This is a genomic window from Arthrobacter ginsengisoli (genome assembly GCF_031456935.1).
Lineage (GTDB): Bacteria > Actinomycetota > Actinomycetes > Actinomycetales > Micrococcaceae > Arthrobacter > Arthrobacter ginsengisoli.
On sequence record NZ_JAVDVQ010000006.1, the window covers coordinates 56,434 to 79,415 of the forward strand.

At 67.5% G+C, this 22,982-nt stretch carries 22 protein-coding genes; 11 read left to right on the forward strand and 11 right to left on the reverse strand.

The window, feature by feature from the left end; all coding sequences use genetic code 11:
* Nucleotides 1-55 precede the first annotated feature (55 nt).
* The gene (locus J2X01_RS08755; RefSeq protein WP_310055772.1) at nt 56-1,744 is read left to right on the forward strand and encodes a long-chain-fatty-acid--CoA ligase; all 1,689 of its coding nucleotides are present in this window, start codon (nt 56-58) and stop codon (nt 1,742-1,744) included.
* A 104-nt stretch (nt 1,745-1,848) separates the two neighbouring features.
* Entirely contained in the window at nt 1,849-2,493 is a 645-nt protein-coding gene (locus J2X01_RS08760) for a DnaJ family domain-containing protein (protein ID WP_310055775.1), read from the forward strand.
* 22 nt (nt 2,494-2,515) lie between these two features.
* On the opposite strand, the gene J2X01_RS08765 is transcribed toward J2X01_RS08760, so the two are convergent.
* The 3 genes from J2X01_RS08765 to J2X01_RS08775 form a co-directional block, all read right to left on the reverse strand.
* Entirely contained in the window at nt 2,516-3,952 is a 1,437-nt protein-coding gene (locus tag J2X01_RS08765; protein WP_310055778.1) for a S8 family peptidase, read from the reverse strand.
* A gap of 185 nt (nt 3,953-4,137) precedes the next feature.
* Nucleotides 4,138-4,455, reverse strand: coding sequence for a DUF6221 family protein (locus J2X01_RS08770; RefSeq protein WP_310055781.1), 318 nt, complete (start codon nt 4,453-4,455; stop codon nt 4,138-4,140).
* A gap of 63 nt (nt 4,456-4,518) precedes the next feature.
* Nucleotides 4,519-4,743 carry a hypothetical protein gene (locus J2X01_RS08775; RefSeq protein ID WP_310055783.1) on the reverse strand — a complete coding sequence of 75 codons (225 nt, stop codon included), beginning with the start codon at nt 4,741-4,743 and terminating at the stop codon, nt 4,519-4,521.
* 208 nt (nt 4,744-4,951) lie between these two features.
* On the opposite strand from J2X01_RS08775, the gene J2X01_RS08780 reads away from it, so the two are divergent.
* Complete coding sequence (locus J2X01_RS08780) at nt 4,952-5,704, forward strand: GAF and ANTAR domain-containing protein (RefSeq protein ID WP_310055786.1); 753 nt, start codon at nt 4,952-4,954, stop codon at nt 5,702-5,704.
* Nucleotides 5,705-5,732: 28 nt separating this feature from the next.
* Here J2X01_RS08780 and J2X01_RS08785 read toward each other — a convergent pair whose 3' ends face one another.
* The gene (locus J2X01_RS08785; protein WP_310055789.1) at nt 5,733-6,467 is read right to left on the reverse strand and encodes a GAF and ANTAR domain-containing protein; all 735 of its coding nucleotides are present in this window, start codon (nt 6,465-6,467) and stop codon (nt 5,733-5,735) included.
* 216 nt (nt 6,468-6,683) lie between these two features.
* On the opposite strand from J2X01_RS08785, the gene J2X01_RS08790 reads away from it, so the two are divergent.
* A complete protein-coding gene (locus J2X01_RS08790) occupies nt 6,684-7,736 on the forward strand; it encodes an LLM class flavin-dependent oxidoreductase (protein WP_310055792.1) in 1,053 nt (350 codons plus the stop codon).
* Here J2X01_RS08790 and J2X01_RS08795 read toward each other — a convergent pair.
* Entirely contained in the window at nt 7,733-8,710 is a 978-nt protein-coding gene (locus tag J2X01_RS08795) for a CapA family protein (protein ID WP_310055794.1), read from the reverse strand. The two genes, J2X01_RS08790 and J2X01_RS08795, sit on opposite strands and share 4 nt — an antisense overlap.
* Nucleotides 8,711-8,778: 68 nt before the next feature.
* On the reverse strand, nt 8,779-9,030 hold the full coding sequence (locus J2X01_RS08800) for a DUF2630 family protein (protein WP_310055797.1): 252 nt from the start codon (nt 9,028-9,030) through the stop codon (nt 8,779-8,781).
* Nucleotides 9,031-9,253: 223 nt separating this feature from the next.
* Here J2X01_RS08800 and J2X01_RS08805 point away from each other — a divergent pair, with 223 nt between their 5' ends.
* Nucleotides 9,254-9,820, forward strand: a complete 567-nt coding sequence (locus tag J2X01_RS08805) for a type 1 glutamine amidotransferase domain-containing protein (protein WP_310055799.1) — start codon at nt 9,254-9,256, stop codon at nt 9,818-9,820.
* Between the two features lie 84 nt (nt 9,821-9,904).
* Here the strand turns inward: J2X01_RS08805 and J2X01_RS08810 are convergent, their stop codons facing one another.
* The 5 genes from J2X01_RS08810 to J2X01_RS08830 all read right to left on the reverse strand — a co-directional run bounded on the left by J2X01_RS08810 (nt 9,905) and on the right by J2X01_RS08830 (nt 15,415).
* Nucleotides 9,905-11,257, reverse strand: coding sequence for an MFS transporter (locus J2X01_RS08810; protein ID WP_310055802.1), 1,353 nt, complete (start codon nt 11,255-11,257; stop codon nt 9,905-9,907).
* A 13-nt stretch (nt 11,258-11,270) separates the two neighbouring features.
* Nucleotides 11,271-12,953, reverse strand: a complete 1,683-nt coding sequence (locus tag J2X01_RS08815) for an FAD-dependent oxidoreductase (RefSeq protein WP_310055804.1) — start codon at nt 12,951-12,953, stop codon at nt 11,271-11,273.
* Entirely contained in the window at nt 12,950-14,044 is a 1,095-nt protein-coding gene (locus J2X01_RS08820; RefSeq protein ID WP_310055806.1) for an alcohol dehydrogenase catalytic domain-containing protein, read from the reverse strand. The genes J2X01_RS08815 and J2X01_RS08820 overlap by 4 nt, the downstream gene beginning before the upstream one ends.
* A gap of 10 nt (nt 14,045-14,054) precedes the next feature.
* Complete coding sequence (locus J2X01_RS08825) at nt 14,055-14,354, reverse strand: YciI family protein (protein WP_310055808.1); 300 nt, start codon at nt 14,352-14,354, stop codon at nt 14,055-14,057.
* Between the two features lie 164 nt (nt 14,355-14,518).
* Nucleotides 14,519-15,415, reverse strand: coding sequence for a LysR family transcriptional regulator (locus J2X01_RS08830; RefSeq protein ID WP_310055810.1), 897 nt, complete (start codon nt 15,413-15,415; stop codon nt 14,519-14,521).
* Between the two features lie 97 nt (nt 15,416-15,512).
* On the opposite strand from J2X01_RS08830, the gene J2X01_RS08835 reads away from it, so the two are divergent.
* The 6 genes from J2X01_RS08835 to J2X01_RS08860 all read left to right on the forward strand — a co-directional run bounded on the left by J2X01_RS08835 (nt 15,513) and on the right by J2X01_RS08860 (nt 22,979).
* Nucleotides 15,513-16,310 carry an IclR family transcriptional regulator gene (locus tag J2X01_RS08835; RefSeq protein WP_310055812.1) on the forward strand — a complete coding sequence of 266 codons (798 nt, stop codon included), beginning with the start codon at nt 15,513-15,515 and terminating at the stop codon, nt 16,308-16,310.
* A 281-nt stretch (nt 16,311-16,591) separates the two neighbouring features.
* A complete protein-coding gene (locus tag J2X01_RS08840; protein ID WP_310055814.1) occupies nt 16,592-17,992 on the forward strand; it encodes an MFS transporter in 1,401 nt (466 codons plus the stop codon).
* A 106-nt stretch (nt 17,993-18,098) separates the two neighbouring features.
* Nucleotides 18,099-19,268, forward strand: a complete 1,170-nt coding sequence (locus J2X01_RS08845; RefSeq protein ID WP_310055815.1) for a Gfo/Idh/MocA family protein — start codon at nt 18,099-18,101, stop codon at nt 19,266-19,268.
* 8 nt (nt 19,269-19,276) lie between these two features.
* Nucleotides 19,277-21,310, forward strand: coding sequence for an FAD-dependent oxidoreductase (locus J2X01_RS08850; RefSeq protein ID WP_310055817.1), 2,034 nt, complete (start codon nt 19,277-19,279; stop codon nt 21,308-21,310).
* Nucleotides 21,307-22,140, forward strand: coding sequence for a sugar phosphate isomerase/epimerase family protein (locus tag J2X01_RS08855; protein WP_310055819.1), 834 nt, complete (start codon nt 21,307-21,309; stop codon nt 22,138-22,140). Before J2X01_RS08850 ends, J2X01_RS08855 begins: the two co-directional genes overlap by 4 nt.
* On the forward strand, nt 22,137-22,979 hold the full coding sequence (locus J2X01_RS08860; RefSeq protein WP_310055821.1) for an aldo/keto reductase: 843 nt from the start codon (nt 22,137-22,139) through the stop codon (nt 22,977-22,979). Before J2X01_RS08855 ends, J2X01_RS08860 begins: the two co-directional genes overlap by 4 nt.
* Nucleotides 22,980-22,982 lie beyond the last annotated feature (3 nt).

Sequence of the window (22,982 nt, forward strand, 5' to 3'; positions counted from 1 at the left end):
CCCGGCCAGAACCGACAATTCGCTGTCGGAACGCGGTTCACGGCAAGATGTGACCATGGAGAACACGGACCAGCAGCCTTGGGTGAAAAACTATCAGCCGGGTGTCCCCGCTGAGATTGAACTGCCCACGGAGTCGCTCGTTGCGATGTTGGAACGCTCCGTGGCGGAGGCCGGGAGCGCCCCCGCACTGGAGTTCTTCGGCCGCCGCACCAGCTACACCGAACTCGGCGAACAGATCGACCGGGCCGCGGAGGGCCTGCGCCGGCTGGGGGTCCGCGCCGGCGATCGGGTGGCCCTGATCCTGCCCAACTGCCCGCAGCACGTTATCGCCTTCTACGCCGTGCTGCGCGTCGGCGCCGTCGTCGTCGAACACAACCCGCTGTACACTTCCCGCGAACTCCGCCACCAGTTCGAGGACCACCAGGCGCGCGTCGTCATCACCTGGGACAAGGCCGCGGCGGCCGTCCGTGATTTCCCGTCCGACGTCGAGATTGACCATGTGGTCTCGGTCAACCTGCTCGAGGCGTTCCCCGCCGTCAAGCGCCTTGCGCTGAATCTGCCGGTGAAGAAACTGCGTGCGTCCCGCGCGGCGCTGACCGCGCCCGCCCCGGGAACCATTCCGTGGAAGGAACTCCTCAGCCACGGCCGCATTGCCCCGGAACATCCCCGCCCCTCGGTGGATGACCTCGCCGCGATCCAGTACACCTCGGGAACCACCGGACGCCCGAAGGGCGCCATGCTCAGCCATTTCAACCTGTACTCCAATGCCCTGCAGGGCGAGGCCTGGATGCAGGGGGCCGAGTACCGCAAGGAAGTGTTCTATGCGATTCTGCCGATGTTCCATGCCTTCGGTATGACGCTCTACCTCACCTACGGCATCCGCAAGCAGGGCCTGCTGGTTCTCTTCCCCAAGTTCGACCCGGACCTGGTGCTGGACGCGATGAAGAAGTCGCCCGCAACGGTTTACTGCGCGGTGCCGCCGATCTACGAGCGCACAGCCATGGCCGCAAAGGAGAAAGGCATCTCGCTCCGGACCTGCAAGTACTGCATCTCCGGCGCCATGAACCTGCCGGACCACGTGGTGGAACTGTGGGAGTCGGTCTCTGGCGGGCTGCTCGTGGAAGGCTACGGCATGACCGAGTCCTCCCCGGTCGCGCTGGGCAACCCCTTCCACCCCACCCGCCGGAACGGCACGATCGGTGTGCCGTTCCCCTCGACCACAATGAAGGTTCTCGACCTGCACGATCCCACCCTCGAAGTGGCGCCGGGCCAGCCGGGGGAGCTGCTGCTGAAGGGCCCGCAGGTATTCCAGGGCTATTGGAACAACCCGGAGGAAACAGCGAAAACCCTCACTGCCGACGGCTGGCTGCGCACCGGTGACGTGGTGACCGTGGACCAGGACGGCTTCACCACGATCGTTGACCGGGCGAAGGAACTGATTATCACCGGCGGCTTCAACGTCTCACCGACCGAGGTGGAGACCGTGCTTCGCCTGCACCCGGACGTCAAGGACGCTGCCGCTGTCGGCAAGCCGCTCGAGCGGGGAGGCGAGATGGTGATCGCCGCCGTCGAGCTTGAACCCGGCGCCACGCTGGATGAGGACGCCCTGCGCGGCCACTGCCGCGAGCATCTGGCAGGCTACAAGGTCCCCAAGCGGATCGTCGCGATCCCTGACCTGCCGCGGTCAATGCTCGGCAAGATCCTCCGCAAGCAGGTCCGCGAGCAGGTGCTGCCAACGCTCTGACCGTCCCGGCCTGGCGAGTAGGCACTGGTGGTTGGCCGGCGGGTGATCGCTTTGCATACTGGAATCAGAATGCGTAGCGGCGGAGCCAGGAAAGAGGGGAAGCCATGAGCGGCGGGTCAAACGGGTCGTTCCGGCGCCGGGTGGAGCGCGCCGCGGAGCTCCGCGCCCTGCGGGTCAGCGGAATGACGGTCCAGGAAGAGGCGGAGCTGGCCGCTGCGGAAGAAAGGGAACGGGAACTGCGTGCACAATTCGACGACGCGGCCAGGGCCGAGTACCTGATCCGCGATGCCATGGCGCAGGGTAAATTCGACCACCTCAAATACGCCGGAAAACCCATCCCCGGGCTCGGCGAGAAGTACGACCCTGACTGGTGGGTCAAAGGGCTGATCCAGCGCGAAAACATCACCGGAATGGGCCCCAAGGCCATCCTGCTCCGCACCGAGGACGCCGGCCTCGACGCCCGGATCGACGAGTTGCACTCCGAAAAACAGGTCCGCCAGCTGCTGGAGGATTTCAACGCACGCGTGATTGATGCCCGGCGGCAACTGCTGGGCGGACCGCCGGTCGTCACCCGGACCCGCGATGTCGAGTCCGAGGTGCGGAGCTGGCAGGAACGCCGGGCGGCGCTCGCAGCCGCCGACCGGAAGGACGCCGGGCAAGCCGCAGAGCAAAGCGCTGGCCGGGGAAAAGGGCAGGAAACGGGCCGGACCCGCCGACCTTGGTGGCGGCGGATCCGGCCCGGTTCCTAGCCGGACGAAGCCTCAACCCTGGTCAGTAGCCTGCAATCTGGGCGAGGTAGCCGTAGTACTGCCCCTGGATCGGGCGGAGCGGGTCACCGTCGAAGCCGAAGCCGTGGTGCTCCTTGTTGTACGCGGCGGTGGCTTTCAGGAACTGTGACATCACGTCTTTCGCCGAGCCCCCGCATTCCGCTTCGCTGATGCACCGGGCCAGCGAGCCGGCGACTGCCGGGCTGGCGAAACTCGTGCCGTGCGCCACGGCGTAGCCTTCCGGGGTTATGGACGTGGAGGTGATGCAGACGCCGGGGGCGGCAACTGTGTGGGCCTTGTCCTTGGGCTCGGTGGCGAAGTTGGAGAAGAAGGCCGGCTTGTCGTCCAGCTGACCGATCTTCGTCCAGTCATCGGGCCCGCAGACCGGGGCCGCGAGTCCGTCAGGCTTGCCGTCGAAGTCCGCCATCGCGGTGGCGGTCAGCACTTCGTCGTAGGTGGCAGGGACAGAGCGGGCGAAGTCCTCGCTGGAGTTTCCGGCAGCAACGGCGTAGGCGACGCCGGCCTTGACCGATCGGCAGATTGCGTAATGCATCGGATCCGTGCCCTTGCCGCAGTCGGCGGTATCGGCGCCCGGGCCGCCAATGCTGATGTTGGCCACCTCAATGTCGTTGTCCGCATTATTGTCCTTGCGTGTTCCCGTCACCCAGTCGATCGCGCAAATGAGCATTTCTTCGGTGATCACATCGGCGTCATTCACGACGCGCACAGACCACAGCGGCGTTCCCGGTGCCGCGCCGATCACGCCCTGGCTATTGTCTTTGGCGCCGATCACACCGGCCACGAAGGTCCCGTGGCCGACTTTATCCGTTGGGGTCACCTTGACCGGTGAGCCGGTGGAGCAGTCGATGCCGCCGCGCACATTAAGGTCGGGGTGGCTGGCGTCGATGCCACTGTCGATCACGGCCACGTTGACGTCCACTGTCTCCTTTGCCCCGCCGTCCGCGGGGAGCGTGCCGCCGATCCTCTGCCGCCAGTTCGGTGCCACCTGGTTGCTGGCCGAGGGGTTCTCGGGTGCTTTGAATTCCCTCGCCACGGTGACGAAGTCAACGCCCGGATCGGTGGCGAGCCGGGCCGCGGCCGATGCCGTCATCGTGGCCGCATATCCGTTCACGGCTTCGCGATAAACCGTGGAAACGGTAAGACCATAACCGCGCTGCTGGGTCGCGGCCGCGGTACCGGGGTCGGCGCCGTCCTTGAGCACCACAATATAGCGTTGTTCCTGCTCGGCGGCGGTTGCGGGAACAGCCGCGACGAACCCTCCGGCCACGGCCAGGCTCAGCGCGGCGAGGCTGCCGATGAGGCCGCGGATCCGTGACCGGGCCTTGGGCGGCGACGCGGCGGTCCCGGGATTCTGGCGTGACCTGGCGGCTTCAAGCACCGGTTCGCGGGCTGATCCCGGTCGGCGGACGTGGCTAAACATAGTGGCCTCCCTTAAGCGTCTTCGCTGCTGAGCGCCCCCCGGTCCTAAGCTTAGGCCCGCAGCTGTCTCTTGCACACGGACCTTTGGAATTACTTGGGCGGGAACGGCCAAGGCCAGGCCGACGACGGCGCGGCGGCCGCCGCCGTCGGGCGGCTGACCCGGGCAGCCCTGATCAGCCGCCGGCCCTACACGCGGAACCACTCCTGCTCGAAGTCCGGATGGTCGTAGTAGGGCAGGGCCAGGGCCATGAGCGACCTCTCCATCCACTCCAGGGACTGCGGGATCCAGCCCGCGTCCTGGCCGGGGTCGCTGACCAGCGCCGCGAGGGCTGCCTGCCGCGCGGATTCCACGATGCGGATCAGCCGCCGCTTGGCCTCGCATTCGAGCAGCAGCCGCTGTTCGTACCAGGAGGCGGCCTTCGACACCGTCCGGTCGCCGAGGAGGGTCCGGGCTACAGCCTCGTCCTCGCTGATCCGCTCGGACAGGAATTCGACAATATCCACAGGGCGAGAGTACGCGCCGTCCCTGACCGGCATCCAGACCCCGCCGTCGCCGGGTTTTGGCTCCTACTGAGCGGCCAGGTTTTCCGCATCCTCGGGACCGACGAAGTGGCACGATCCCTCGTGCCGCTCGGGCAGGTCGCAGGTCCGGCCGGTAGGCAGATGAACGTTGCCGCAGAGTCCGGTAATGGCGACGTCCTCGCGGACGTGCGGGCTGCTGAGGTCGGGCCGGTGTTGGCTTTGCTCGTGGATTTGACGGCGGCCGGTGGCGTTGGGGTTTTGACTGTTCATGTCTGCGTGGCTCCTCGTAGGGTCTGCGGTGCAGCAGGGCTGCCAGTCTCGATTGAGTCCGATGTCACCAGTCTCACACAACCATGTTAATGCGGGGTTACCTCGCGTCAGATATTCATCTCCGGCCCCGTGCCGGGCACCGATGGCAGGGGTATATTTCGAAGAAGAGCAGCATCGGGAATGAACCAGGCCGAAAAAAGGGGGGCCTATGATGGTGCCAAGTTCAGCGGAAGCCGATGAACGGGGGAGGGGTCCGCAAGACACCAAACCGATCAGTGCCGACGCCCTGGCCGTTCGACTGGGCGACATTGCACGGAAACTGCAGCACCAGGTGGACACCGATTCCATTCTGGAAGGCATCGTGCATGCCGCGCTGGAGCTGGTGCCGCACGCCGCCGATGCCTCGGTCAGCCTGATCACTGGCCACCGCACGATTGACTCGCGCGCCGCCTCGAGTGATCTCCCGCGTCGGGTGGATGCACTCCAAAGCGAAACAGGACAGGGCCCGTGCCTGGACGCCTCCTACGAAGAGCGGGTTGTCAGCGTCCCCGACCTCAGCACGGATGAGCGCTGGCCGGATTTCTCCCGGCCGGCCTTCAACCTCGGAGCGCGGAGCATGCTCTCCTTCCAGCTGTTTGTGGACGGTGACCACCTCGGCGCCTTGAATCTCTTCGGGAAGGGTGTGGGGGTCTTCGACGCCGAATCGGAGCGGATCGGGGCGCTGGTGGCTGCCCACGCCGCCGTCGCCGTCGCCGGCAGCCAGCAGGTCAACCAGCTCACCCAGGCCCTTGACACCAGGGACCTGATCGGACAGGCCAAGGGAATCCTGATGGAGCGGTACAAGATCACCGCCCAGCAGGCGTTCCTGCTGCTCTCAAGGGCCAGCTCGGAGCTGAATATCAAGCTCCGGGACGTCGCGGAACAGCTGACCATCAGCGGGGAAATGGCCAAAAAGCGCTGACGTATCCTGGCGGGGATTTGCCGGCGTGTCAGCCGGCGGCCGGCAGGCCCGGCCCGCCGGCCAGGTCGGAGCAGACCTGGGACAGCGGCGTCCCGCCGGCCCGGGCACGTCGCAGCAGCTCGCGGAAGGCCTGCTCTGCGGTAAATCCGTGGCGTTCCATCAGGATCCCGCAGGCGCGGTTGGTGGTGTCCCGGCCGGCGAGTGCGCCTTTGAACGGGCCGCTCAGGTGACGGGGGGTGTCCGGGCCCTGAACGTGGGCCATCAGGGTTGCCGCGGGAACGGCGAACTTCTCGAGCAGCCGCCCGGTCGCGGCGGTAAAAGCACCAGGAAGGGCAGCATAGATCTTCAGGGTTCCGATGGGTGCACCGGTTGTGCCCAGCGGCGTACTCACCAGGGAGCGGACCGGCAACGAAGCGACGGCCTGGCTCCAGAGCGGCCACCGGTCATCCGCGGCCGCGTCGTCCACCAGGACGGTGGTTTCTGCCATCCAGGCCGCGACGCACGGGCCCTGCCCCAGGTCATGCTGGGCCGCGTCTGCGATCTCCACGAGCCGCTCCGTCGCGGCTGTGCTGCTGCCGCGGCCCTGGGCGTCGAACAGTGAGATTCCGGCCCCGGCCGATCCCGGAACGGCATCGCTGACAGCCTGCACGAGGAGTTGCAGCGCCCGGTCCACCTTGTCCTCGGTCAAGAGCAGGCCCTTGATGCGCGCGAAGACGGCGGTCAGTTCGTCGAGCGGGAGTGGATTGAATGGCTGGTTGAGCACTTTGGGGCCTTATGGCGTGAGGGTAAAGCTACCCTGCGTGTGCCCCCTGCTTGAGCCGGGACGACTCTAGCGGCCGTCCACTTAAAGCATAGCCCTGCTTGTTGCGTTGCTGGTAAATGATGACAGTGCCTCACCCCCGCCGCCGTCGTCGTGCGCGTCGGCGGAAGCGCGAGGACGGAACGGAATGAAATCCAATGCTTGAATGTTCAAGCAAGTATGGACTTTGGAATCTTTACCTTCGGCGAGCTTTCCCGCAACCTCAGCACCGGCACGGCGCTCTCGCCGCAACAGCGCCTCAAGGAGATCATTGAACTCGCCAAGCTCGCGGACCAGGCGGGCCTGGGCTTCCTGGGCCTCGGCGAGCACCACCGGCGGGACTTCGCCGTGTCCGCCCCGGAAATAGTGCTGGCCGCCATTGCCCGGGAGACCACGAAGCTGCGGCTCAGCACTGCCGTCACGGTGCTCTCCACCCAGGACCCGGTGCGGCTTTTCGAGCAGTTCGCCACGCTGGACCTGATCTCCGACGGGCGCGCGGAAATCATCGCCGGCCGGGGCGCCTTCATCGAGTCCTACCCGCTCTTCGGCCACGAGCTGGAGGACTACGACGCGCTGTTCGAAGAAAAACTGCAGCTGTTGCTGGAACTGCGGGACAACGCCGCCGTGACCTGGCAGGGAACTCTGACACAAAGCATTCCCGGAATGGATATCGCGCCGCGCCCGGTCCAGGACAAGCTCCCAGTCTGGGTGGGCGTCGGCGGAACCCCGGCCAGTTTTGCCCGGGCCGGACGCCTGGGGCTGCCGCTCTTCGTCGCCCTGCTGTCCGGGCCCGCGAGGTTCCGCCGCCTGGTCGAGCTCTACCACCAGTCCGCCGCCGACGCCGGCCATGACCCTGCCGGCCTGCAGGTGGGGGCCGGCGGACACTTCTACGCGGCCCCGACGTCGCAGCAGGCCCGCGACACGTTCTACCCCTACTACCGTGCGTACTTTGAACAGAACATGCCGCGCCCCGTGGACCATTTCCCCCGCTCCACCTTCGATGACTGGACCGAACCCGGGGGAGGCCTGCTGGTGGGCAGCCCGCAGCAGGTCATCGAGAAACTGCTGGAAATCCAGGCGACCCTTGGCAACAGCCGCTACATGGCCCAGATCGGCCTCGGCGGGCTGCCGTTTGCCGAGACCGCCCGGTCCATCGAACTGCTCGCCACCGAGATCATGCCGGCGGTGAACCGGGAGATCGGAACGGCCCGGCCGGTGCCGGCCGGGAGCTAGCCCGCGGCGGCGAGCGGAATCTCCAGGAATCCGCCGGCAGCGTCCCAGCTGCTCGCTGTCCCGAGGTGCCGGCTGAGCCGCTGCATCCGCTCCGCGATCTGCCGGGAACTCCCGCCCGCCAGCCGTGCCTGGAAATCCGTGATCAGCGTGGGATGCAGCCGAAGCGACCGCGGTGTGCCGCCGTCGGTGTCGAGCATGAAAATGAACGACTGGTCGTTGCGCTCGAGCGGATCCACCGCGTAGTCGTCCACGAAGTCCCCGGCGCCGTAGATGATCGGCCGGTTCCGGAACAGCTCGACGCCGCGGACGATGTGCGGCGAGTGCCCGTAGACGACGTCGGCCCCCGCCTCGATTAGTGCCCGCCCCAGCTCCCGGTGCTCGGACGGTGCGCCGGTGCCCCAGTTTGGCCCCCAGTGTGCGGAGACGATCAGGAGCTGGACGCGGGCCTTCGTCCGCCGGACCAGGGCCAGCAGTTCCGCCACCCGGCGGTCGCTTTCCACCACCGGCACGTAGAAGACACCCGGCCCCCGGTCAGCTTCCCAGTCCGGCTGGTTGTCGGTGAAGGCAACGAGGCCGACGGCGGTCCCGGACACGCGCCGCACCGCGGGCAGGCGGGCGCCATCCCGGTTCAGTCCCGCGCCGGCGTGCAGGATGCCGGCCGAGTCGAGCACCGGCAGCATCTCCCGGAAGGCGCTGGCGCCATAGTCCAGCACATGGTTGTTGGCCAGCGACACCATGCCGATTCCCGCGGAGCGGAGGCTCGCCACGTTCTTCGGGTCGGAGCGGAAGTGGAAGACCTTCCCGGCTTCCGGCTCCCCGCCGGCGGCCAGGACACATTCGAGGTTGGCGACCGTGAGATCCGCCCGGCGCAGCAGGGATGCCGTGTCTCCCCACGGGTACTCGGCGCCCACCCGCCGCAGCCGCTCGTTCACCAGCCGGCCGAGCATGACGTCGCCCAGCAACGCAATCAACATGGCACACCTGCCCGCCGTCGTTAGCCGCAAGCAATCCGCCGCCCCTGTGGCCGGGCGGCTCCGGGAGCCTAGGACTCGTAGTTTTCCACTTGTTTGACGGGGCGGGGCTGCGCCTCATCCGGGTTTTCGCCGTACTGCAGCTTGGCCCGTCGCTGCCTGAGGAGATCCCAGCACTGGTCCAGGTCTTCCTCGATGCGCTTCAACCGGGCGTGTTCGGGCCCGTGTTCGTAGTCCGGCGAGGAGGACGGGGCCTTCTCGCGAAGTGCCTGCTCCTCGTCCACCAGCGCTGAAATGCGTTCCAGGATGTGTTGTTCGTCCATCGCGGCCTTCTTTCGGATAGCAGTCCTCCCGCCAGCGTAGCGAGGCCGCGATGCGCTGGAAAGAGTGCAGCTTCACCCTCCGGGCAGGCCGGGCAGCATCATCAGCTTGCTTATTATTTTGTGGCTTCCTAGAGTGAATCCTGTAAGGCATCAAACTCACCGGGTGGAGGATTCCGGCCGGTTCAACGGCGGCGGAACCCCGCCGGACACCAGAGGAGGACGCATGTCAGGACACAATATTTCCGGTAAGAAGGTCGCCTTTCTGCTCACGGACGGCGTGGAGCAGGTGGAGCTGACCAGCCCCTGGAACGCTGTGAAGGAAGCCGGCGGAGAGCCCACGCTCGTGGCGCCCAAGAGCGGAAAGCTGCAGGGCTACAAGGGCACGGAGAAGGCGGAGACATTCGCCGTCGACCTCACCGTCGCAGAGGCGCAGGCATCCGATTTCCATGCCCTGGTGATCCCCGGCGGAGTGGTCAACGCGGATCATCTCCGCGTCGACAAGGACGCCCAGGCCTTCGCCCGTGCCTTCTTCGAGCAGCACAAACCGGTGGCCTCGATCTGCCACGGGCCCTGGCTGCTGATCGACGCCGGCGTTATCAGCGGCCGGAACGTCACCTCCTACCACACGCTGCAGACCGACCTGAAGAACGCCGGCGCCAACTGGAGTGACCAGGAAGTCGTGGTCGACCAGGGTCTGGTGACCAGCCGGAGCCCGCGCGACCTTCCTGCCTTCAACGACAAGCTGCTCGAGGAAATCGAAGAAGGCGAGCACGCCGGACAGACGGCCTGAGCGGCCGGAGCAAGTCGGAACGGACAAATGGCCAGTGGCCGGCGGCGGGAGGTACCGCCGCCGGTCCCTGTCCTGTCGCAGGTATCAGCGCGTCTGTTGCTCCGCCGTCTGGCCGAGCAGGTGCAGTGGGGTGCGGAAGGTTTCTTTGGCCGTTGTGGCTGCGATGGCAGCGAGCACGCAGACCACGGCTGTGAAGGTGGCAACCGGCAGCCAGTTGGTCTTGTCTCCGCCGTTGAGCCAGGTGGCGATGGCCGGGCTGAAGCCCGCGATAAGCAGTCCCAGCTGGAGTCCCACGGCCACGCCGGTGTAGCGGACCTTGACATCGAACATCTCCGAGAAGAAGGCCGGGTAGAGGCCATTGGCCGCACTGTAGAACAGCGACGTGGTGACCAGCCCGGCAACCATGATCAGGGCGAAGCTCCCGGTGGAAATGGCCTGGAAGTAGAAGAAGATTCCGACGGCGCTGCCCAGGCAGCCGGTCACGAAGACCGGCTTGCGACCGATCCGGTCGGAGAGCAGGGCAGTGAGGGGCTGGGTGAACAGCGCGGCAATGTTGGTCAGGATGGTCACCCAAAGCATTGACGCTGTGGAGAGGCCCACGGACTGGGTGGCGAACGACAGGGCAAAAACCGTGACGACGGTGTTGACCACCGTGAACAAGGAAGCGAAGCCAACCCGGACCACATCCCAGCCGTGGTCCTTCATCACGGTGACAAGCGGAAGCTTGGCAGTCTCGTGGTGCTCCTTGGTCTCTTCAAAGATCTGGGGTTCGTCCAGGGTGCGGCGGATGACGTAGGCGAGGACCAGCACCAGCAGGGAGGACCAGAACGGCACCCGCCAGCCCCAGCTGAGCAGTTCCTTCTCCGGCAGGGCGGCGATCGGCAGGAACACCAGGCTTGCGAGGATCAGGCCCGAGACGATGCCGTTGAGTGCCCACGAGCCATACAAGCCGCGTTTGGCGGCTGGGGCCTGCTCGATCGTCAGCGTGCTGGCGCCGGCAGTCTCGCCGCCGGCCGAGAGTCCCTGGCAAATCCGCAGGACGACCAGGAGGATCGGGGCCCAGATGCCAATCGTGTTGAAGTCGGGCAGGCAACCTATCAGGAAGGTGGAGCCGCCCATCAGCACGAGCGTGAAGACCAGGACGTTCTTGCGGCCGACCTTATCGCCGAAGTGACCCAGGATCACTGCGCCGAAAGGGCGGGCCACGTAGGCGACGCCGAAGGTTGCCAGTGAGGCGAGGGTAGCCGCTCCGCCGGCCTCCGGGAAAAAGATCCTGCCGAAGACGAGGGCCGCCGCCGAAGCGTAGATGAAGTAGTCGTAGTACTCGAGCATGCCGCCCAGGTATGCGGCCGCCGCGGCGCGTTTAGCCTGCTTGCGCTGGTGCGTGGACTGCGTGGACTGCGTGGGGTGCTCGGTGGGCAAAGTCGTCGTTGACATTGGAACTCCTGCGTTAGGAAAAGGTCGGGGTGCTGGACCCGCGGGCCGGCGCGGAGGCGAACTCGTGCGCCACGTGCTCGCCGACGGCGAAGGCCCGCGTGATGGCGGAGCCGAGTGTCGCGCCGCCGCCGGGGTAGTTGTTGCGGAAGACGCCGGCGGACACGTTACCCGCCGCGTAGAGCCCGGCGATCGGCTGCCGGTGGCGGTCCAACACGCGGCCGTCAAAGTCGGTGTCCAGTCCGCCAGAGGTACCGAGGACGCCGGCCCTAATCGGCACAGCGTGGAACGGCGCGGTGATAAGCGGCGCCAGACAGGGGTTCGGTGTGTTGTTCGAGTCCCCGAGGAAGCGGTCCTGGGGCGTGGACCCGCGGTGGAATTCGGTGTCGACGCCGGCGGCAGCGTCCGTGTTGAACTTCGCCACCGTCGCGGCGAGGCCGGCCGGATTGATGCCCAGCTTCACCGCCAGTTCCCCGAGGGTTTCCGCCGTCGTCATCCATTCGGGCGCCGTTCCCGGAGAGGATCCGGCAACGGGGTACTTGGCCAGGTAGCCGGAATCGCAGACGAGCCAGGCCGGATCGTTCTGCTGGCGCCCTGTGTGCGGGTCCACAGAGGCGAACACGCGGCAGGCATCATGGTAGTTGAGTGCCTCGTTGACGAACCGCATCCCGGCGGAGTTGACTGTGATGGATCCGGGCAGGGTCATCTCGACGTTGGCCATCCTGCCAGAGGGAAGCCCGTCGTACCGGTGGGCCGGACTGGCGATGACCGGCACGCCCCAGATTGCGGTCATATCCGACACCGTGGCGCCGGCCTGCAGCCCGAGCTCAAGCCCGTCACCCTCATTCGACGGCGCACTGACCGGCGTGACGGGGAAGGGCAGGAACGCCCTGCGCAGCCGCGGGTTCCACTCGAAGCCGCCCGAGGCCAGAACGACAGCAGTCGCCTGCACGGTTCTGCCGCCAGCGGCGCCGCCCAGCGTGACATTCCAGCAGTTCCCGCTCCGTTCCAGGTCCTCCGCGGGGGAGGAAGCAGCAATTTGAACGCCGCGGTCCAGCGCACTGGCCACCAGGCTGCCCACAAGGGCGCCACCCATGGTCCGCACGCCGGTGGCCGTGCGGCGGGCGAGCAACTCCGGGTCCGCTGCCCGGCCGTTGAGTTCGTCGCGTTCGGTCATCGTCAGCAGCGGGAAATAGGACGACGGGCGGATGGTGTCCGCCAGGTCCGGGTAACCGGCGGGGTCAAAGGCATTGTTGTCCAGGCCCCGGCCGCCGTCGGCCGAACCGGCCCATTCCATGTGGTAATCCGGGCGGGCGATGGGGACCATGGACACCCTGGTGCTGCTGTTCAGGTATTCGACCGCGCGCGGGGCCGTGCTGGCGTACCACTGGATCTCCTCGGCGGTCAGCACATGCCCCGCGGCCTCGGTGAGATAGGCGACGGCGTCTGCATGGCTGTCACTAAAACCGGCGGCGCGGGCCAGATGGTTGTTCGGGGCCCACATCACACCACCACCGGCGGCCGAGGTGCCCCCTATCTGGGCTGCCTTTTCCGCGACGAGCACACTGAGCCCGGCGTCGGCCGCGCGGACGGCGGCCACTAGCCCGGCCGCTCCGCTTCCGACAATGACGACGTCGTACCGGGCGGCCACCAGATCCGGCGCCGTGAGGACTGCATTGCTTCCTTCGCCCATGTTCATGCCGAGGCTCCGGCAGGAACAGCCTCGCGGCCGGATCCGGTGCGCGTGGCGGTCTGTACTGCGGGCATTTGGATGAGGACCTTGCCGACCTTTTCGGTGCGGCTGCGCATGAGTTCGTAGGCCTGCTGCAGGTCCTCGAAGCCGAAGCGGTGCGTCATCAGGGCTCGGGCCTGGTCTGGATGCCGGGCCAGCAGGGCCAGCCCGTCGGGGATCAGGTTCAGGCTGTTGCGGCTGCCCATCAGGTCCAGCTCCTTGAAGGGAATATCCTTCATGGAAATACTTGCGGAGCGCGGGGAGATGCCGACCTGCACAATCCGGCCGGCGCTGGCGACGAGGCGGATGGCGTTTTCGAGCGAAGACGGAACGCCGGTCGCTTCGATCACCAGGACCGGGCCGTAGCCCTCGGTCAGCCCGTCCACCCGGGCGGTCTGAGCGGCGTCAGGAAAGCCTGCGGCCGGATCGACCAGCAGCGTTTCGGCCGCGCCAAACGTCCGGGCAAGGTCCAGCCGGTCCGCTTCGGTATCCGCAGAGATGACCGTCACTCCGAGATCTGTCAGGTACAACGTGGCGAGCAGCCCGATCGGGCCGCTGCCCAATACCAGCGCGGTTTCCCCAGCCGTGGGGCGGCCGCGGTTCACCGCCTGCATCGCGATGGACGCCGGTTCGCCCATGGCTGCCAGGTCCAGGGTCAGCTCCTCCGGCACCTTGCAGAGCTTATCGACCGGGACGCTGAGCAGTTCCACCAGGGCGCCGTCGGAGTAGCAGCCGATGCAGCCGATGTTGCGGCAGACGTTGTGGCGGCCCAGCCGGCAGGGCTGGCAGGTGCCGCAATAGGTCATCGGGCTGACGGCAACCCGGTCTCCGGCGCGGAGGCCGGCGGTGTTCTCGCTGATCGCCTCGACGACTCCGGAGAACTCATGCCCCTGAATGATCGGCAGATCGGTGGGGTAGTCGTCTTCCCAGATGTGCAGATCGGTGCCACAAAGGGTCACGTTGTGGACGCGGACCAGGGCACGGCCGGATTCCAGGACCGGCTCGGCCACCTCTTCATAGCGGATGGTTTCCTTGGCCGTGGTGCGTGCTGTGAGCATGGCCAGGGCCTCAGTTCCGGCTGGCGTCGTCAGCGCCGAAGAAGATGTTCCACTGCCGGATGCTGCGGGCTTCGATGAGGTCGTGACGGAAGAACGGGTCCTCGTCCATGAGAGCCTCGACGTCGGCCTTGGAGTCACCCTTGATGATAAGCAGTGCGCCGGGAGCCTCCCCGGGGCCGAACGGGCCGCTCTTGACCAGCCGGCCGTCGTCGAGCTGGGACTTGAGGAACTCCACGTGGCTGGGGCGGTGCTGGTCCCGGTCCACGGAAGTGGCGTCGGAGTAGGCATAGGTGACGGCGAAAATTGCCATGGGGTGGATCCTCTTCGTTGATTCAGTGAATGCCGGGAGCTGCCCCAGTGGGGCCCGTCACATTCTTGGGGTCCCTCAATGGTGAGGAATGGATTGTGACTTGTCCAACACTTACTCCGTCAATAACTATGTGCGAAAAACACATAGTGAGCGGGGTTATGGGCCTAGTCTTCCGGCGCCGGTAATACTTCGTTGGCGATTTCCAGGGCCAACGCCAGAGCCGGGGACACGAGGTCTGGATTCCATGCGATCCCTGAGACCAGCATTTGCGCGGACCCGGACAGGGGAATGAAAACCGTCCCGCCCGGCATAATGCCGGCGACGGAATCGGGCATCAAGCTGACCCCCACACCGCCTGCCACGAGGGACAGAGCGGTGTAGGGGTCGGAGACTTCCTGGACCACCCTGGTGCGGAAGCCCGCGGCCATGCAGGCGGAGAACGTTGCTTCCCGCAGGGTGGATCCCTGGGCCTCCGGCATCGTCACAAAGCCGTCCCCGGCCAGTTCGATCAGGGCGATCGACCTCCGGGCGGCGAGCGGGTGATCCACTGAAACGGTGGCGCCGAGCGGTTCCACGGTAATTCGCCGGGTGGCCAGGGATGGCGCGTCGACGGGCAGCCCGATGAAGGCAAGGTCCAGCGCCCCGTTGCGCAACTGGTCCACGGCGTCCTGGGTGAGGAGCCCGCCGTGCAGGGTCAGAGCCAGGTCCGGATAGCGGTGCCTCAGCGCGCGGGTCAGCGGCGGGAGCGTCCGGTGGTTCAGCGCGCCGGAAAAACCGATGCTGAGGCGTCCGTAGAAGGTGCCGCTGTCCGTTGTGGCCGCGCGCCGGGCGAGGTCCAACTCCTCAAGGATCTTCCGGGCATGCGGCAGGAAGGCGAAGCCGGCCGTGGTCAGGGAAACGGCCCGGGTGTTGCGCTCGAACAAATCCGTGCCGAGGTCCTTCTCCAGCTTCTTGATCGTCTGGCTCAAAGGGGACTGCGCCATCCGGAGGCGGCGCGCGGCCCGGCCGAAGTGGAGTTCTTCGGCAACGGCAAGGAACGACTCGATCTGCCGCAGTTCCATGCTGCCCCCTTCTGTTGTCCCAAGGTTACTTCCGGACGGCGGGCTATATTGGCACAAAGGCCCCAATCGAGGGCCGTCATGGGCGCGGGAGGATCGGATGGCGAACTCGGCGTCGGGAGAGTCTGTCATCCAGCGGGTGGTCAAAATCCTCAACGCGTTCTCCAAAGACCAGCCGCGGCTGTCGCTCGGGGAGCTGGTCCGCGCCACCGGAATGTCCAGCAGCACGGCCCACCGGCTGGCCAACGATCTGGTCGCGAGCGGGCTGCTGAACCGCGGAGCGACCGGGGACTACGGCGTCGGCATGAAGATGTGGGAGCTCGCCGCCCGCAGCAACCCGGCAGAGGAGATCCGCCGCCGCGGCCTGCCGTTCCTGGAAGGCGTCCACGCCGCGGTCCGGCAGCAGGTCGCCCTCGCGATCCCCGACGTCGAATCCGGCACCGTGTTGTACGTCGAGCAGCTGGACCAGCACGGCACCGCGACGAACCTGGCCGCCGTCGCCGGCCGGCTCGGCATCCACAGCACCTCGCCGGGCTTGGCCATGATGGCGCACATGCCCCATGCGGTACAGGAGCGGTTCCTGGCCGGACCGCTGGAGAAAACGACGCCCGCCACGGAAACCGATCCCGCTCGCCTCCGCGCCCACCTGGCACTGATCCGCGAGCGCGGCTACGTCCGCATGACCGGCGTGCTGGTCCCGGAGAATACGGCTTATGCGGTGCCGGTCTTCGGCGAGGGCAACAGCGTGATCGGGGCCATCTCCGTAGTGCTTCCCACTGTTCACGACGACCCGCAGCTGATCCTGCCAGTGCTGGTCGCGGCCGGCCGCGGCCTGTCCCGCACAATGGGCGCCGAACGCCGGCCCTACGGCACCCGTCCCTGGCTCGCCGCATCCTGACCGCGCATTCTCCATGCACGCCGCACGCCACCCCTGACTGCCCTGCAGAACCGGTCCCGTTGAATGGGATGTTTTGCCCGGGCGGCCGACCCTGGTCCTAGAGTTTTTCTCAGAGCACCAAACGCCTGTGACATGGAACACATACTCCGGCAAGGGTCCGGATTCGACGGACCGGGCGGACGACGCCAGCCCACAAGCCCGCTGGCATTCGGAGCTCCGCCCAATTTATCGAGCCGCACCGCACCGGTGCCGGCCACCAAGACACTCAATGAGGAGACGCTATGGGACCCGTTCAGCCCTTGCCCGCGGACGTCGAGCACCCCGACGCGGCGTCCAGCCGGGATCGCGTCGAAGACCTTCCGGCCAAGACCCCGAAGAAGGCAGCTCTGGCGTCCTTTCTGGGATCCACCCTGGAGTACTACGACTTTTTCATTTACGGCACCGCCGCAGCCTTGGTCTTTCCCAAGATCTTCTTCCCGGGCGGCGACCCGGTGGTCGCGCTGCTCGGCGCCATGGCCACCTTCGGCGTCGGCTACCTCGCCCGACCGCTGGGCGGCATTGTGATGAGCCACTACGGTGACAAGGTCGGCCGCAAGCAGGCCCTCATGATCACCCTCGTAATCATGGGCGTCGCCTCCATCGGAATCGGGTTCCTCCCCACCTTCGATCAGATCGGCTACTGGGCCACCGCGCTCCTGCTGGTCGGCCGCCTGGCCCAGGGTTTCTCCGCTGGCGCCGAAGCCGCGGGTGCGTCCACCCTGACCATGGAACACTCCCCGGATGGACGCCGCGGCTTCTTCACCTCCTTCGTGATGACCGGTTATGCCTCCGGCATGGTCCTCTCCACCATCGTCTTCATTCCGCTCGCCGCCCTGCCCGAGGAGCAGTTGCTCAGCTGGGGCTGGCGTGTCCCGTTCTGGATGTCCGTCGTGGTTCTGCTGGTCGCCTACTGGATCCGCACGCGCCTGGACGAGCCGCCGGTCTTCGAAGAGGTCAAGGCTGCGGAGGTGGCGCACTCCGCGCCTGCCCTCCGTGTTCTGAAGACCCAGTGGCGCGACGTGCTCCGCATCGTCATCATCACCCTGTTCTCCGTCATGCAGACCACCTTCACCGTCTACGCCCTGGCCTACGCCACCAGCAAGGGAGTCGGGCTGGACCGGACCCTCATGCTGTCCGTCAACGCCATCACCATCGGCCTGTCCATGTTCACGATCCCGCTGGCCGGCCTGCTCTCGGACAAGTTCGGCCGCAAGAAGGTCCTCCTGGTCGGCGCCCTCGGCTGTTCGATCTCATCCTTCGGCTACTTCTGGGCCATCAGCGAGCACAGCATCCCGCTGATCTTCGTCTTCGGCTTCCTGAATATGTCCCTCTTCTACTCCTGCTGGAACGGTGTCTGGCCGGTCTTCTTCCCGGAGATGTTCCCGGCAGCCGTCCGGTACTCCGGAATGGCCATGGGCAACCAGATCGGCCTGATCCTGACCGGCTTCGCCCCGGCGATCGCCACCCTGCTGGCCCAGCCCGGCCCCAACGGCTGGATGCCGGTGGCCTGGTTCACCGTAATCTGCATGGCGGTCTCCTCGATCGCCATCGCCACGGCCCGCGAAACGCACAAGACCCCGCTCGAGGAGCTCGGCCTGCCGCGCACCGAGCGAACCGCCCGCCGCGCCACGGCAGACGCGTAATACCCCGCATAACGGCACCGACGACGGCGGCCGGCCGGGCAGCGCCCCGGCCAGCCGCCGACACCCGGCCCCCAACATTTCCCCGCACCAGAAAGTTGATCCTCCCGTGACCTCACCAGCATCCGCCAGCACCCGAACGTTCCGCGTCGGCATCGTCGGCTGCGGCGCCATTTCCCGCAACCACCTCGAGGCCTTCGGTGCCCTGGAAAATGTCCGGATCGTCGGGGTCTGCGATATCGACCTGGACCGGGCCCGTCTCACAGCCGAATCCTGGGACGTACCGAACGTGGTCAACACGGTGGATGGGCTCCTGGAGCTCGGCCTGGACATCATCTCGGTCTGCACGCCGCACCCCACCCATGAGGAAGTGGTGCTGCAGGCGGCCGCGGCGGGAGTCCACGTCCTCTGCGAGAAGCCCATCTCCACAGACCTGCCCTCGGCCGAGCGGATGGCGGCTGCCTGCGCCGACGCCGGCGTGAAGCTGGGTGTGCTCTTCCAGCGCCGCTTCTGGCCCGGCGCGCAGCGCATCCGCGCCGCGATCGACAACGGCACCCTGGGCCGACCGATCATGGGCCAGTGCTCGGTCATGCTGCACCGCGAGCCGGAGTACTACTCCAAGGACGCCTGGCGAGGCACCTGGGCAAACGACGGCGGCGGCGTGCTGATGACGCAGGCCATCCACTACATCGACCTGCTGCAGTGGTTCATGGGCGACATTGCCGAGGTCTACGGCAAGATCAACAGCTACAAGCACGGCGCCAACATCGAAGTGGAAGACTCCGCCACCGCAGTTCTCACCTTCACCTCCGGCGCGATGGCAACCCTGGAAGCCTCGACGGCGGTCTCGCCCAGCCTGGGTGTGCAGATCCGCATCACCGGCGAAACCGGTGCGTCCGCCTCGCTCTCCGAATTCCCCGAGGGCAGCGACGGCCGCGTGGACCTCTGGGCCGTCGGCGAGACCATCAGCACCGAATCCGTCCACCCGGCCGGGGTCCGCCCCAACGTGGACCTCGCCACGATCAACGGCCAGCTGATCCCGCACCACACCAGCCAGGTCCGCGATTTCGTGGCCGCCCTGGAGAACGGCACGGAACCGGCCATCACCGGCGAGGATGCCACCAAGGCGCTGCGGATCCTGCTGGCCGTCTACGAATCCTCCCGCACCGGAGCCCCGGTGCGCTTCGCCGCCGTCGACCAGCTGGGCATCACCGGCCAGGCTGCCGCCCCGGAAGCCCCGGCAGCAGAACTCACCACCCGCACGCCGGCCGCAGGCTAAGGAAAACAATGACCACCGAACTCTATGCCGCACGTCCCCTCACCCTTGGCCGCAAGGGCCGCACACCGCGGACCCTCCGGAACCGGCTCGCCTCCGCCCCGATGGAACGCAACTACGGCACCACGGACGGCCACATCACGGAGCAGTACATCGACTACCTCGTGACCCGCGCCAAGGCCGGGCTTGGACTGGTCACCACCGAAGCGACCTACGTCAGGGCGGACGGCAAGGGCCGCACCCACCAGCTCGGCCTGCACACCGACGCGATGATCCCCGGGCTGCGCGCCCTCACCGACGCGCTGCACGCCGAGGGCGCGCTCGCCGCCGTCGAGCTTAACCACGGCGGCCGGACCGCCCAGATGGCACTGTCCGGGTTCAAGAACCTGGCACCCTCCCCGGTGCCCTGCGCCGTTGCCGGCGGCGAGATCCCCCGGGAGCTCACCGCCGTTGAGTGTCTTGAGCTCGTGGAGGCCTACGGCACGGCCGCCCGCCGCGCCGTGGAGGCCGGCTTCGACGTCATCAACATCCACGGCGCGCACGGCTACCTGATCCACCAGTTCATGTCGCCGGTCTCCAACCACCGCACCGACGAGTTCGCCGCCCCGGAACGCTTCCTGAACCTTGTCATCGACGCCGTCCGTGCCGCCGCGCCGGACGCCATCATCGGCATGCGCGTCTCCGTGGTCGAGGGTCCCGAGGACGGCATCAGCGCGGACCGGCAGCTCGAGATCATCGCCAGGGCGCACCTGGACCAGCTGGACTTCCTGGACCTCTCCGCCGGCAGCTACGAGGCCGGCGAATGGATCGTCCAGTCCGGCGAGTGGAAGCCGGGCATTCTCGCTGACTATGCCCGGGCCTACCGCCGCTTCGGACTCCCGCTGGGCATGGCCGGCCGGCTCAATTCCCCGGCGATCATCGAGGAAGTTCTCCGCGAGGGCACCTGCGACTTCGTGAGCCTGGCCCGCGCCATCCACGCCGATCCCGCGTTCGTCGGCGGCGTGCTGTCCGGCGAACGCTACCGCCCCTGCATCGCCTGCAACGTCTGCATCGATAACCTCGGCCTTGGCCAGGTCACCTGCACCGTGAACCCGGCCGTCGGGCGTTCCCGTGTCCCCGTCCCCACTCCTGCTGTCCGGGCGGGTACCCGGGTGGTCGTCGTCGGCGCCGGACCCGCCGGCCTGACCGCCGCCCGCGAACTCGCCGAGGCCGGGGTGCAGGTGACCGTGCTCGACGACGGCGCCCGCCCCGGCGGCCAGTTCGCCCTGGCGGAACGGATGAAATCCACGCCGGACTTCCACCGCTTCGCCCAATGGTCCGTCGAGGAGAACGCCCGGCTTGGCATCGACCTCCGACTCGGCACCCGGGCGGACACCAACGAGGTCGCCGCGCTGGCCCGCGAAACCGGCGCCGACGCCGTCGTACTGGCCACCGGCGGGTCCCGTCCTGGCGCCGGCTTCCCGGGCGGCAACTCCCCCAAAGTCTCCGACATTCGCGAATGGCTCGCGGCCCACCCCGACGTTCTGGCCGGCGGCGACGTCCCCGAAGCTGTCACCATCTGGGGCGCCGACTCCGTAGCCATGAGTGTGGCGGACACCCTTGCGGACCGCGGCAGCGCCGTTCTGCTGATCGGGCCGCAGAAGGTCATCGCCCCCGAATCCGGCCGCCGCGCCAAAATCCTGGCCGTGCCCCGGCTGGAGGCCAACCCGCAGGTCCGCATCCGGCTCGGCGTCAGCATCGAGGAATACGACGGCGCCCGGGTCCGGCTCAGCAGCGGCGACTGGCTGGACGCCCCCGGGGAAATCCTGGTCTCCCGCTCGGTCCTGCCGCTGGACGGCTCCGTGTCGGCCCGCCAACGGGACACCGAGCTGAGCCGCGCCGCCGGCGTGCCGGTCACCCTCGCCGGCACCGTGGTCGACCAGACCCCGGCGATCGCTTCCAACGCGGTGAAGAGCGGCTATGACGCCGCCCAGCGGGTGGCCTCCATGCTCGCCGGAGCCGACCGCGACCTCCCCGAACTGACCCTGAATGGAGCAGCATCATGACCTGCCCGAAACGCCAACTGGGAATCGCCCAGCTCTCCCTCGTCACCACGGCGCCGCCGGAACTGGTGACCATCGCCGCGCAGGCCGGCTTCGACTTCATCGGAGCCCGCGTGCGCCCCGTCACCGCGTCCGAACGCGCCTACGACCTGCAGCCGGGTTCACCCATGCTGAAGGAAACGCTGTCGCGGATGCGGGATACCGGCGTGACCGTCCGGGACATTGAATTCCTGCTTCTGGACGGCAGCGAGCAGCGCGAGGCATGGCTGCAGATGATGGCCGCCGGCCAGGCCCTCGGCGCGAGCACCGTCACCATCGCCTGCTCCGACCCGGACACGGCACGGTTCGCGGACAACCTGGCCCGGATGACTGAGGACGGCAAGGGCTTCGGGATCGTCCCCACCCTGGAACCGATCTCCTACCAGATGGTCCACTCCATCCCGGACTCCGCTTCCCTCGCCCGCGCCGCCGGCTGCCAGATCGTCGTGGATGCGCTGCACCTGAACCGCTTTGGCGGGACGTTCGAGGAGCTCAACGCCAGCCGGGACCTCGTCCCGCTGCTCCAGCTCTGCGACGGACCCGCCCGGCGCCCGGAGGACCGGGACGGCCTCGTCCGGGAATCCCGTTCAGAACGCGGCATCCCCGGCGAGGGCGAATTCGACCTCGCCGGCCTCGTGGCCGCGTTCCCGGCGGACCTTCCGGTCAGCGTGGAATCGCCGTCGGACCGCAGGGTCGCCTCCCTCGGTGAGCTGGGCTGGGCCCGCACGCTCAAGGCCGGCGCCGACGCCGTGCTCGCCGCAGCTGACCTCCTGCAAACGGCGGGTACCCGGTGAACCGGCTCGAAGCCCCGGACACCACGACGGCCGAGCTGGCCCCCGGGGTCCGCATTCCGCTGATCGGGCTGGGGACCTGGCCGATGACCGGGCAGGACGCCACCGGCGCCGTGACCCGGGCGCTGCAGAACGGCTACCGGCACATCGACACCGCCGAAAGCTATGGCAACGAGGACGCCGTGGGGGAGGGGCTGCGGCGCAGCGGGATCCCCCGCGCGGAGGTCTTCCTCACCACCAAGATCAACCGGGAGTGGCACAGCCGCGACGGCGTCCGGACCGCCGCGGCCCGGGCAGCCCGCCGCCTCGGCGTCGATTACCTCGATTTGCTCCTGGTCCACTGGCCCAACCCAGCGCAGGGGCAGTTTGTCGAGGCCTGCGAAGGCCTGCAACAACTGTTCCGGGACGGGTCAATCCGGGCCTGGGGAGTCTCCAACTTCAAACCAGCCCAGCTGGAGCAGGTGCGCGCCGCCGGACTCGAAGTGCCGCTCAACCAGGTCCAGCTCGACCCGGAGCACGGCCAGCCCGCTCAGCTGGAATACCACCGGACGCACGGCATCCTCACCGCCGCCTACAGCCCGCTGGGCCGCAACGGCAGCTTCCTGGCCGACCCGGCCGTCACCGGTCCGGCCGGGAAACTCGGCCGGACGCCTGCCCAGATTGTGCTGCGCTGGCACGTGCAGCAGGGCCGGGTCGCCGTACCGAAGTCAGCGTCGGACGCCCGCCAGCGGGAAAACCTTGACGTGTTCGACTTCGAACTGACAGCCCGGCAGCTGGACGCCATCACGGCCCTGGACACCGGAGCCGGCCCGCGCCTGGACTCCGACGATTACGGACACTGAAGA